The sequence below is a fragment of the Gilliamella sp. B2824 genome, from assembly GCF_026536245.1.
GTDB lineage: Bacteria > Pseudomonadota > Gammaproteobacteria > Enterobacterales > Orbaceae > Gilliamella.
The window spans coordinates 321613-333853 of sequence record NZ_JAFNON010000002.1; the positions used below are offsets into that span (position 1 = coordinate 321613).

At 34.5% G+C, this 12241-nt stretch carries 12 protein-coding genes and 3 tRNA genes; 5 read left to right on the forward strand and 10 right to left on the reverse strand.

All coding sequences use genetic code 11. From position 1 onward, the window contains the following. Nucleotides 1-13: 13 nt before the first annotated feature. From J3U56_RS03415 to J3U56_RS03435, 5 genes are all read right to left on the reverse strand, one after another. Nucleotides 14-820, reverse strand: coding sequence for a Cof-type HAD-IIB family hydrolase (locus J3U56_RS03415; protein WP_267348048.1), 807 nt, complete (start codon nucleotides 818-820; stop codon nucleotides 14-16). A 127-nt stretch (nucleotides 821-947) separates the two neighbouring features. Further along, a complete protein-coding gene (locus J3U56_RS03420) occupies nucleotides 948-2276 on the reverse strand; it encodes a secretin N-terminal domain-containing protein (protein WP_267366727.1) in 1329 nt (442 codons plus the stop codon). After that, complete coding sequence (locus J3U56_RS03425) at nucleotides 2269-2637, reverse strand: hypothetical protein (protein ID WP_267366729.1); 369 nt, start codon at nucleotides 2635-2637, stop codon at nucleotides 2269-2271. Before J3U56_RS03425 ends, J3U56_RS03420 begins: the two co-directional genes overlap by 8 nt. Next, nucleotides 2634-3107 (reverse strand): hypothetical protein, encoded by a 474-nt coding sequence (locus tag J3U56_RS03430; protein WP_267366731.1) that lies wholly within the window; start codon nucleotides 3105-3107, stop codon nucleotides 2634-2636. Before J3U56_RS03430 ends, J3U56_RS03425 begins: the two co-directional genes overlap by 4 nt. Continuing rightward, nucleotides 3100-4047, reverse strand: a complete 948-nt coding sequence (locus J3U56_RS03435; protein WP_267366733.1) for a PilN domain-containing protein — start codon at nucleotides 4045-4047, stop codon at nucleotides 3100-3102. Before J3U56_RS03435 ends, J3U56_RS03430 begins: the two co-directional genes overlap by 8 nt. Before the next feature lie 201 nt (nucleotides 4048-4248). Between J3U56_RS03435 and J3U56_RS03440 the strand changes: the two genes are divergently transcribed. The 3 genes from J3U56_RS03440 to J3U56_RS03450 all read left to right on the forward strand — a co-directional run bounded on the left by J3U56_RS03440 (nucleotide 4249) and on the right by J3U56_RS03450 (nucleotide 4531). Next, nucleotides 4249-4324, forward strand: a tRNA-Val gene (locus tag J3U56_RS03440). Nucleotides 4325-4359: 35 nt separating this feature from the next. Then, nucleotides 4360-4435, forward strand: a tRNA-Val gene (locus J3U56_RS03445). 20 nt (nucleotides 4436-4455) lie between these two features. Then, nucleotides 4456-4531: transfer RNA gene (locus tag J3U56_RS03450), tRNA-Lys, on the forward strand. A 216-nt stretch (nucleotides 4532-4747) separates the two neighbouring features. On the opposite strand, the gene J3U56_RS03455 is transcribed toward J3U56_RS03450, so the two are convergent. From J3U56_RS03455 to J3U56_RS03465, 3 genes are all read right to left on the reverse strand, one after another. Then, nucleotides 4748-5374 (reverse strand): LysE/ArgO family amino acid transporter, encoded by a 627-nt coding sequence (locus J3U56_RS03455; protein WP_267333209.1) that lies wholly within the window; start codon nucleotides 5372-5374, stop codon nucleotides 4748-4750. A gap of 85 nt (nucleotides 5375-5459) precedes the next feature. Then, nucleotides 5460-6815: an APC family permease gene (locus tag J3U56_RS03460; RefSeq protein ID WP_267366735.1), complete on the reverse strand. Its 1356-nt coding sequence runs from the start codon at nucleotides 6813-6815 to the stop codon at nucleotides 5460-5462. 111 nt (nucleotides 6816-6926) lie between these two features. Beyond that, nucleotides 6927-7346, reverse strand: coding sequence for an OsmC family protein (locus J3U56_RS03465; protein ID WP_065633299.1), 420 nt, complete (start codon nucleotides 7344-7346; stop codon nucleotides 6927-6929). A gap of 306 nt (nucleotides 7347-7652) precedes the next feature. Between J3U56_RS03465 and J3U56_RS03470 the strand changes: the two genes are divergently transcribed. Beyond that, nucleotides 7653-8465, forward strand: coding sequence for a sulfite exporter TauE/SafE family protein (locus J3U56_RS03470; protein WP_267333211.1), 813 nt, complete (start codon nucleotides 7653-7655; stop codon nucleotides 8463-8465). A 117-nt stretch (nucleotides 8466-8582) separates the two neighbouring features. On the opposite strand, the gene mltB is transcribed toward J3U56_RS03470, so the two are convergent. After that, complete coding sequence (mltB, locus tag J3U56_RS03475; protein WP_267333212.1) at nucleotides 8583-9662, reverse strand: lytic murein transglycosylase B; 1080 nt, start codon at nucleotides 9660-9662, stop codon at nucleotides 8583-8585. A 56-nt stretch (nucleotides 9663-9718) separates the two neighbouring features. Next, nucleotides 9719-10708: a 2-hydroxyacid dehydrogenase gene (locus tag J3U56_RS03480; RefSeq protein WP_267333258.1), complete on the reverse strand. Its 990-nt coding sequence runs from the start codon at nucleotides 10706-10708 to the stop codon at nucleotides 9719-9721. A 266-nt stretch (nucleotides 10709-10974) separates the two neighbouring features. On the opposite strand from J3U56_RS03480, the gene J3U56_RS03485 reads away from it, so the two are divergent. Further along, nucleotides 10975-12237, forward strand: a complete 1263-nt coding sequence (locus tag J3U56_RS03485) for an AmpG family muropeptide MFS transporter (RefSeq protein ID WP_267366737.1) — start codon at nucleotides 10975-10977, stop codon at nucleotides 12235-12237. Nucleotides 12238-12241: the final 4 nt, after the last annotated feature.

The window sequence follows — 12241 nt, forward strand, 5'->3', positions numbered from 1 at the left end:
TTATTCAGATTTTTTAAAGAAATAAATGACTCAAATAATGAGGAACAGCGTCATCAACATTTGATCCAATGACTTCTAAGTTAGGTAATCGTTGCTTTAAATCAGCACTAGCATTTTCCATGATACAACCTTTACCTGCCAAAGATAACATCTCAACATCATTCATGCCATCACCAAAAGCGATACTATCTTTTAATTCGAGTCCCAACTTTTCAACGACTTTTTTAAGTGCACTACCTTTTGATACATTTTCCGCCATAACTTCAAGGCAATTCAATGACGAAAATGTGATACTTACTTTATCGCCATATTTTGCATCAAGTCTTTCTTTGATTTTTACTAAGTGTGGGTGGAGTTCATCGCCACTTGTTGTGTAGTAGATCTTAGCAATATCATCAGTTGCAAAATCAAGTGGATTAAAAAACTGATAAGTAAAATCAGTATCACGAAAAAAGCTAAGAGAATAAGTATCTTCTTTATTGATAAGCCAATTATCCCCTCGATAAACATGGGTATAAACTAGTGGATCATCAATACATTCTTTAGCAAGTTCGCTGGCTAAACTTGGTTTAATGCTTTGACTAAAAACTAAATTACCTGCACTGTCATGTACCCGAGCACCATTAGATGTAATCATAAAAGCATCAATTTCCATATTTTCACGCATTTGCGCGACATCTATGTGATGACGCCCAGTTGCAAAAACAAAATGAATATCTTTTTGACGTAAAGCTTGAAGCACTTTTTTTGTATAAGGTGACAAGCTATGCTCAGGCGTTAATAAAGTACCATCCAGATCAGAAGCAACAACACGAAACATAATATTCTCTATAGTAATAATAAGTTGTAATTATGATGAATAAAAACCTTATAATTTGAATATAATAAATTATAAGAAAAGTAAACCATCAAAAATAAGACCTTGTATAATACAACGCTGTTGGCATTTACTCAACTAATTGTGGGGTTATAAAAATAACTAATTCTCTTTTTTGTTGTTTTTTACCTTTATATTTAAATAAGTTACCGAACAAAGGAATTTCACTAACACCGGGCACATCACGTTTAGTTTTATCATTTAACTGTTGAAAAATCCCCCCTAGTACAACAGTCTCACCACTTTTCACCATAACTTGTGTTTTAATTTCTTGCGTATCAATCGCTAATGCTTCCCCACCATCACGGCGTTTAATAGAACGACCAGTAGTGTTTTGTGTAATATACAAGTCCAAAATCATTTTTTTATCGTCAAGTATTTTAGGTGTGACTTCTAAACCTAAAACAGCTTGTTTAAATTCTATTGTCGTTGCACCATTATTACCACTTGATACTTCGTAAGGCACATCTGTTCCTTGTTTAATAGACGCCGTATTTTGATTGGCAGTTAATAAATTAGGGCTAGCAATAATTTCAAGTTGATTTTCCGATTCTAATGCTGACAGTTCTAAATTAAGTAAACTCCCAGAACGTTTTGCTAAGTTAAATCCTAACGTTGAAGTTGAATTAATCACACCAAGCCCAACATCAAACTTATCTAGTAATTGTGAGGATCCCCCCGCATATCCCCATTTAATACCAAGCTCATCCATACTTTCATCACTCATTGTGACAATATGTGCTGATATGTGGACTTGTGGCATAGGTTTATCAATAACTTCAACCAGTTTTTTAATCAGATCCAATTGCTTTGAAATGTCGGTGATGACTAATGAGTTTGTCCGTTTATCCATCACAACACTACCTCGTTCCGATAATAAGCCCTGCAGCTTAATGGCATCGATTAATGTAGTCAAATCGGCATGGTTAACGGCAATAGAAAGTGCTTTTAGTGCTTGTGTTTGCTCTTGTTGCTTCATCTCAGCTTGCCGTTTTTGTCTTAACTGTTCAGGATCGTCAGCTTTAGAAATGAATAAAATATTCTCCTCTATTTTTGCCTGTAAATTTGCTGATCGAAGAGTGATATCTAAAGCTTTTTGCCATTCCACATCACGTAATTTAATAGTTTGCTTCACAGACAAATCATCAGCCATAACTAAATTTAATGCTTTACAGTCAGCCAAAGCCTGTAAAATGATTGCAATATCAGTTTGATAAAAATTAATTGAAACCTTGTTTGAGATGCTCAAATCAGATGATCGATCAGCCGTGATTTGATTGGCATCAATCTTGGTAGTCACGACTATCATTATCAACAGACCCAAACCGACAACCTTTAATTTTAATTTCACTTCATTTAAAATTTGATGAAAAAAACACATCATTTGTGTACTATTCATTTAATTGCATCATCCATTGCACTGTGTCATGACAATAGTTCGTAAGATTTGCCTGCCATATCATTTGATTATTTTGCAAAGATTGGATAAACCAAGGAAATAACACATGTGGCACAATATCATCGGTGATTGATAACCACTGATTTTCAGAATAAAGCCAAATTTGATGATAAGAATTATTCACCTGAGCTACTATCCCTTTAAATTGCCAGACTTTGATCTGCTTTAGTAAACTCTCTTGTTGTTCACTACACGTCACTTGTTGAGAAGGTAAAAAAGGATCACGATTTACTTCATTATCAGCGCGAGAAAAAGCACTAATCAATAATAAACATTGGGCTATAACAAAGTTGATTTTCACTCGTTCTCCTTTTTGAATAATAACGTAAAAATAATTTGAAGATACGTTTCTTGATTGGTGATAGTTAAACTTTCAAAATCCAAATAAAAATATTCATTATTGAGTTCGGATAGAAAATGAATAAAATGACTAAAATTACCTTTAAGTCCAACTTCCCACCTAACACCCGTATCCGTTTGATGATATTTAAACATGTTTAATACCAATTGATTTTTCTCGATAAAATATGCGAGTTGATTTTGATTAATCACGCGTAATGCATGTTGTTTTCCTGCCTGATAACGCGCAATTTTTAGTTTCGATGATGCAATTTGTTGCAACTGTTCTTGGTATAACGCACGCTGTTTTATTGACTCATTTTGTATATCCTCAATTAAAACTAAATAGCCTATTAAAAACGCAATAATGGGAAATAAAATGCAAATTAAATATTGTTGCCAAAATGGTCTATAAAAAAAATCATTATTCATGTAGCTTTAAATCCATATCAAACAATAAACTTTGATTATCATTACTGATCGTTTTAACGTGTCCTTGTTCAATAAGGTCTTGCTGTAATAAATTTAAATTAAAGTCTGTAATATCTTTATAGTTGAAGCTATGTCCTAATAAACTCACTTTATTGGGGGTATAAGTAAACGAGGTCAACCAAATATTTTGTGGTAAAATCTGTGAAATCAATAATAATGACCATTTGATTTGCTGTTGACTCGGTGAAGGATCGGGCTTATATGTTGAGAGCTGATGAGCTAAGTTTTGTTTAATTATTTGTTGATTAGAACATTGTGTTAAATAATAATTTAATTCGCTGCTAACTTGCAACCACCAATAACAAAATAGGCAGCTCAAAATTCCAATTAAACTTAATGTAGTCATTGCTAAATAAAGTTTTTGTGATTTATGTTTTGACTGTCTCCAAGGTAAAAAATTGAATTTATACTGTTTAAAAACACAACCGATAAAACTCAACCGACAATGATGTTTTTTAAATAGCTCAACCCATTGATTCACATATTTACGATCACAAATCGCAACCATTAATTGTTTTTGTGATTTAGCCAAATAAACAAAATCAAAAAACGCGTGACTGGCTGGCATTTCAAACAGTTTATAGATAGAGGCTTCAACATATAGAAGTATTTCATTTAAATTTAATTTAACTTGGGGAAGTTCAAGTTTAGTGGATTGAATATAATCTTCATGCAAATTTAATTCAAAAGAAGCAAGTGTAGGTAACTTTTCTTGTAATGCACTGAGCAATAGGTCAATATCAACAAAATTCTGATAAGGATATTCCATTAAATCTTCAGACAATGAAGCTGTTAATCGATCCCGGTTGTTTATTACTTTATATCGTATGATTGATGGCTCAACAAACATAACCACTCGATATTTATTTATAATCTTCATCAATTAGCAGCTCATGTAATTTAATTTTCATGACTCAATCATAAGCATCATTGCCAAAATAAAAATCGCAAATACGTGTTTTTGTGAAGTATCATCCAAAAAATGTTTAAATTTAAACCGAACAAGGCTATTTTTGCAGAAATATAAAAAAAAAGGTTGACTGAAATAAGACGTGCCTTATAATGCACATCCACACGGTAAGGGTGATTAGCTCAGTTGGGAGAGCACCTCCCTTACAAGGAGGGGGTCACTGGTTCGAACCCGGTATCACCCACCAATCTTTACCGTGACGTTTTAGAAATAAAACATTTGGGGTGATTAGCTCAGTTGGGAGAGCACCTCCCTTACAAGGAGGGGGTCACTGGTTCGAACCCGGTATCACCCACCACTTTTAGCAGTTTTCTATATGGGTTGTTAGCTCAGTCGGTAGAGCAGCGGACTTTTAATCCGTTTGTCGAGCGTTCGAATCGCTCACGACCCACCATCTTTTTTCATTGCGATTCAAGTTTATTTTAATAACTATAGAGTGACCATGAATACACTCGCAGTCGACAAATCTGTTTGGAATCAATTTTTCAACACTACATGCTAATCTTGAAAGATTAAATGCACGACTTAGCAAATTTATTTTAAATAATTCAAATAAATGTTATCAACAAATAAACGATGAATTATCAATCATCAATCGAATTTGGTTGGTCTAATTTGCAAAAAACACGTACGTAACTAATCGATAAGCAATATAAAACATCACAGCACCGACAATGCAGTCCAAAATTACCCACATTCTTTTTTGTTTAAATAAAGGGGTAAGTAATCTTGCCCCATAGCCAATGCTGAAAAACCAGATAAAAGAAACACAAACAGCACCAATCAAAAAAGCCAATTTTTGTTGACTGTTTAACGTGCCCGCAATACCGCCAACAATGACAACGGTATCCAAGTATACATGTGGATTAAGTAAAGTGACGGCCAAAGTTGCCATTACAACTTTTACCCGGCTAGTATTATCGGTACTTTGCGATTCTATTTGCATGCTACTCGTACCATTAATCGCACTTTTAAATGCACCAAAACCATACCAAATAAGAAAAAGCGCGCCCAATATTGCCAATATATTGGTAATTAACGGATTACGACTAATAAACGTACCAAGACCTAAGATACCAATAGACATTAAGGCAAAATCACAGACAAAACAAATGGCTGATACATAAAAGATATGGTTTTTTAATAATCCTTGTTTTAAAACAAACAAATTTTGAGCGCCAATAGCAATAATTAAGCTGGCTGAAATTAACGCACCGTTTACTATTTCTGAAAGCATGGTTATAACACCTAATTAAAAATGAAGGTATTATTATATAATCATGTGCTACAATCAAGTTGTTATATCCGTTGAAGAAAATCGATTAACTGTCTTGGTTATTTTGTTCTAACCAAAGCGGTTGATTGCGATTTTTATTCAAGTAGAGCATGACAGTGCCAATAGCTAACCAAACTGCGCCAACAATTTTTGCATCGTTATCAATATGCATTAATACCGGTAATAATACTACAATACCAGCAATAGGCACTAAGATATCAAAAATCCAAGAAAGCCATCCTTTAGAAGCTTTTTTGAATTTGAAATAACCAATTACTGCAACATGTAACATTATAAAGGCAGTTAATGCACCGACATCAACAAATGAGACTAAAGTAGGCAGCCCCTTATCATTATTTGCCGCAATAACAACTAAAACTAAATTAAAGATCGCCGCAAATAAAATTGCAACAGTTGGCACACCACTTTTTTGACCAACTTTGGCTAAAAATGAAGGTAAACGTTTATCTCGTCCCATACTATATAATAAACGACTTGCCGCAGCCTGCCCAACCATTGCCGCAAATGATGCACCGATCGCTTTCATTAAACTTAACGACCATCCTAACCATACATTAATTTCGTGATTAACAATGTCATAATAAGCTTTACCTTTTAGTTCAGGATGACTATTTAAATAATCTGCACTATATGGATTAAGTAAAGCACCAACATAAATTTGTACTACAAATAAAGCACCCGCTAAAACTAAACAGCAGATAATCGCTCTACTCACTATGTTACGTTGACCACTATTTTCTTCAGAAAAAGTAGCAATTGCATCAAAGCCTAAATAAGATAAAACTGCGATAGACACCGCATTAAATAATTTGCCCCAAGTAAATAACTCACCACCAATAAAAGGATGTAACCAATTGCGGCTAATATCACTATTTGCGATAATCCAAATACCCACCAATAACACAGCAAATAGGATAATAATTTCAAGAATTAAGATAATTAATGTGATTTTTGCTGATTTTTTAACCCCAATTAAATTTAATGTTGTGGTAATCACGACGGCTAAACAAGTCCAGATCCATACAGGCACTTCGGGAATCAATGCATTGAGTGATATACCACTAAATAGATAAGCAACAGCAGGAATAAACATATAATCAAGTAGCAATAACCAGCCAACTAAAAAACCAGCATTGGGATGAATACCAACAGAACAATAGGCATAAACTGCGCCGGCATGTGGTAAAGCACGAGCCATTCTAGCATAAGAATACGCGGTAAAAGCCATAACGAAAGTAGCGACAATATACACTAAAGCAATGGCACCATCACTGATCGCGTATAACACACCAAATAATCCTACTGGTGCTGCTGGACCAATAAAAAGCAATCCCAAAATCACTAAATCTCGGAATCGCATATTTTTCTTTAATTGCTGCATAATCATACTCTTATTACATTTCATTCAACAAAATAGAATGTTATACGATTAATGCAAAACAGACTAAGATCAGCTAGTTATTAGATTATAATTATAAGTTATATAAAATAGTTAACGTTGCTCTCTAATCTCATAGGTATAAGACATTTTGGCTGTTTTACCTAACATAATTGAAGCACTGCAATATTTTTCTGACGCAAGCTTTACCGCTTTTTCAACGCTTTCATTGTCAATATTTACACCGGTAATCACAATATGGAAATTAATTGAGGTGTAAACCTTGGGTGAAGATTCTGCCTGCGTTTTATCAATATCAATCCAAAGATCACGCACATCTTTTTTATTATTTTTTAAGATAGCGATAATATCATAAGCCATACAGCCAGCAGCACCGTGCAGTAAAAGTTCCATTGGACGAGCGCCACGATTACGACCTCCGTGCTCAATGCCTCCATCCATGACCAATGAGTGGCCACTTGCGGTTTCACCTAAAAAACCAAAATCATCAATCCACTTTAAACGATCTTTCATTATTTCACTCCTTTCAATATAAAATTGTCATAATATTTTGTGACTTCTTTTGAATTACTCAATAACATAAGCTTTTTTGATCATTATGTCATCTTTTAGCGTATTAGATTGTGATTAAACTCATTGCTAATATTTGATTATTTACTCTTTGATAGATTGCTACCATTCAAATATGTCAGGTACAATAACCAGCCAATGAGAAAAATAATCGACACTGTTGTTAAAATAATTAACCCAGTGATCAATTTATCTAATTAACAAATGGAAAAGTGATTAGTTTTACGTTAATCACTATAAGGACTTAAAATGCTTGTTGAATTTGTTATTTTCATCTGTATTGGCGCATTTGCCGGTTTGCTGGCTGGCATGTTCGGTATTGGTGGTGGTGCATTAATCGTTCCTGCTTTGATTTTTACACTTGACCATTTCAATTTTGGTAACAACTGGATCAACCATATTGCAGTTGCTTCATCATTAGCAACAATCATTGGTACGAGTTTATCATCGAGTTGGTTGCAAAATAAAAACCATAATATTCAATGGTCTGTGTTAAAGAAAATGGTATTGGGTTGCATTGTCGGTACAATAATTGGATCGTATATGACCCCTTATATTCCCGGTGTCTATCTTAGGTGGATCTTTATAGCTTTTCTGTTCTACATTGGCGGAAAATTTATTTTTAAGACCAGTAAAGTTAATCACAATCAAACCACTCAAACAATGAGTACAGGGAATAGTGTTTTTGTGCTTGTTGGTGCATTTATTGGTGTTTTTGCGGCATTAGTCGGCGTAGGTGGTGGTGTATTAGTGGTACCATTCTTGAAAAAATGTGGTATCGATATGCGTAAAGCCATTGGCACATCAGCGGCATTTACTCTGCCAGTTGCAATAGGTGGAACAATTGGGTATATCATTGCTGGCTGGAACATTCCAGAGCTTCCTCAATACAGTCTTGGATTTGTGTATCTACCAGCTGTATTTTCAATTATGCTAGCCAGTATACCCATGGCTAAAGTTGGTGTTCAAATAGCACAAAAATTATCAATTAATAAATTAATCAAGTATTTCGGCATTTTTTTATTACTGTTAGCATTAAAATTATTGGTATCTTCTCTGTAATGAAAATATAGCACTTATTAATAGTAACGAATAACGAGGATGGATAAAGATAAGATTAATTCCTTCTTAAAAATAAGGTCGCTAAAGCGACCTTTTTAATAAATTATCTATTTAACGCTATCTTGCCTCTTTAACAGCTAATCCTAATTGCCATACTGCCATCGCATAATGGGTACTGTGATTATAACGTGTTATGGCATAAAAGTTAGGTAAACCATACCAAAATTGATAACGATCCCCCATATCCAAGCGTAGTAAACTTGCTTCTTTGTAACCCTCTAAAGAACTTTGAGGTTTCAAACCAGCATTAGCTAAGGTTTCAATTGAATATTTAGTACTAAACCCAGTATCAAGTGATAAAGGCGCTTGACCATTCGCCATAACTGCCACTTTTTTGTCACGTTTCCAGCCATGAGCTTTAAAATAGTTAGCCACACTACCAATCGCATCGACAGGATTCCAAAGATCGGTATGACCGTCACGATCAAAATCTACAGCATAATTTCGGAAAGCTGATGGCATAAATTGACCATATCCCATCGCACCTGCAAACGATCCTTTCAAGTCAAAGGGATCGACACCTTCATCACGACACATTAACAAGAAATCTTCCAGCTCTTCAGAAAAATATTGTGCGCGTCTTGGATAATAAAAGGCGAGTGTAGATAAAGCGTCAATAATAGTTGTTTTACCCATTACTCGCCCCCAACCAGTCTCAACACCAATAATCCCAACAATAATTTCGGGTGGCACACCATATTCTTGGTAAGCGCGTTTCAAATCGGGTTCATACTTATTCCAAAAATCAACACCTTTAGGTATATTGCTATCAGTGATGAATTTATTTTTATACCGAATCCAGGCGCCATTTGGTATCGTTGATACACCTGTTTTTGGTGCTTGTTTATCCATCAAGTTAATCACCCAATCAAGTTTATTTGTTTGAGCAAGTACATTTCGCAATTGTTGGCGATCAAAACGATATTTATTGACCATTCGGTCGATAAATTTTTCTTTAGTAATTTCTAACGGACCGCTATTGGTTAGCGGTTGATTATGTTTTTGTTCTAGGTAAACACCGCCTTTAACATTCGCATGTCCTCGATGTTCTTGCATCGGTGTGGGTGAAGATTGCTTGTTACTTGTGCAAGCAGCAAGCAATAAAAGCATAGAAGCTACGATAACAATACGTTGCATAATTCATCCATATTTTGTTATTTAAAACAATAAGCAATATCCTAAAATTATTGGCGTTACTCAACAATATTAGGATTTGCTTTTCCTTCTGATATCTGTTGTATGTTATTTAAAGTTGTGTCAGATATATTTAATAATGCTTCTTGAGTTAAAAAAGCTTGATGCCCTGTAAAAATCACATTATGGCATGATGATAAACGTCGAAATACGTCATCTAAAATGACATCATTAGATTTATCTTCAAAAAAGAGATCTCGTTCGTTTTCGTAAACATCCATACCTAGCGCACCGATTTTGGTCTGCTTTAACGCTTCGATTGCAGCAGTAGCATCCAATAAGCCACCACGGCTGGTGTTGATAATCATTACGCCGTTTTTCATTTTGTTAAATGAATCTTTATTTAATAAATGATAATTTTCCGGTGACATTGGACAATGCAACGTGATGACATCTGATTTTGCATAAAGTTCGTCTAATTGAACATACTGAGCACCTAATTCGACAACGATATCATTTGGATAGGGATCATAAGCAAGAATATTCATGCCAAACCCTTTTAAGATGCGGATAACTGCTTGACCAATTTTACCTGTACCTATCACCCCTGCGGTGCGGTTGTGCATGTTAAAACCAGTTAAACCTTCCAGTGAAAAATTAGCATCACGGGTACGCTGATAAGCTTTATGAGTTCGACGATTGAGTGTCATCATTAACGCAACAGCATGCTCAGCAACTGCTTCAGGTGAATAAGCCGGTACTCGCACGACGGTAATACCCAATTTTTTAGCTTCAGCTAAATCCACATTATCAAACCCAGCACAGCGTAATGCGAGTATTTTAATGCCATAATGGGCTAATTTTTGTAAAACTTGCTTATCGACTTCATCATTAACAAATACACATACGGCATCATAACCTTGGGCTGTAACTGCTGTTTTATGACTAAGTTTATGTTCATAGTATTCAATCTCAAAGCCATATTTTTTATTAGCAATCTCTAAATGTTCTTTATCATAATGTTTACTACTAAAAACCGCTATTTTGATTTTACCTTTCATACTAATTAACCTCTTTCAAATTTATGCAATGAATATCGTGATTATTTGTTTTGAATGTTTTTACTTTAAGTCTGTCCAAAAAGAGTTTAACTACCTAGATTAAGATTGTTATTAAAATAAGTCAAAACGAGTTAAAATTTTTACGTTTAGTCAATCTAGTCAGAGTAAAACGCTTTTTATTGGCTTTAACAATTATTTGTTATTAATGTGCTATGATAACACTTTGCAAAAAAACTAACCATTAATGTTAAATAATGAATAATACGCAAAACACCATCTTTAAAACCATTTTTACAACTAAAATGCTCATCTGTATTTTTACAGGTTTTGCATCTGGTTTGCCATTTTATTTATTACTACAACTTTTACCTGCGTGGTTAGAAAGCGAAGGAATAAATATTAAAACAATTGGTGCATTTTCTTTAACGCAAATGCCTTATATTTTTAAATTTGTTTGGGCCCCCTTTATGGATAATACCTCATTATTCCATTTAGGCAGACGCCGAGGCTGGATGCTCATATCGCAAATCATATTAGTTTTATCCATTAGTTTATTAGGTTTTTTATCGCCTTCACTCAATATTTGGCTCATTGCCACACTTTGTTTTATTATCGCGCTATTCTCGGCGACGCAAGACATTGCTTTAGATGCATTTAGAAGAGAGCTTTTACTTGATAATGAACTGGGTCTAGGGAATAGTATTCACACCAATGCCTATCGAATTGCAGGACTCGTACCTGGATCATTATCGCTTATATTGTCTAGTTATTTAGCTTGGCATAGTGTTTTTATTATTACTGCACTATTTATGATTCCAGCTATCATTATGACGTTATGGGTCAAAGAACCACTTAACCAATCAGTCAAAAATCATAATCTTGAAGCGATCATCATAAAACCATTTAGTGAGTTCATCACTCGTCAAGGTGTTAAAAATGCAATCATTATTTTAGCCTTCATATTTCTTTATAAATTGGGCGATAGTATGGCAACCTCTTTAGCTACACCTTTTTATTTACAAATGGGTTATAGTCGATTAGATATTGGTTGGATTGCTAAAAATGCATCTTTATGGCCGAGTGTTTTTGGTGCGTTAGTTGGTGGAATATTGATGATCAAAATTGGGATTAATCGAGCGCTTTGGGCTTTTGGCTTTGTACAGGTTATTTCTATTTTAGGCTTTGCTTGGTTATCGATTGAAGGGCCATTTACAACCATTACCGGTTATCAACAAATTATGTTAGCCATTGTTATAGGATTTGAAGCATTAGGGGTGGGATTAGGTTCTGCCGCATTTGTCGCGTTTATTGCGAAAACTACTAATCCACTTTATACAGCAACACAGTTTGCTTTATTTACAAGTATCGCATCAATTCCCAGAACATTGATAAATGCAACGACTGGCGTGATGGTCGAACATCTAGGTTGGACAACCTTTTTTGCTTTATGTACGATTTTAGCCTTACCAGGTATGCTATTATTAATTAAAGTTGCACCATGGAATACACAACATTAGGAGA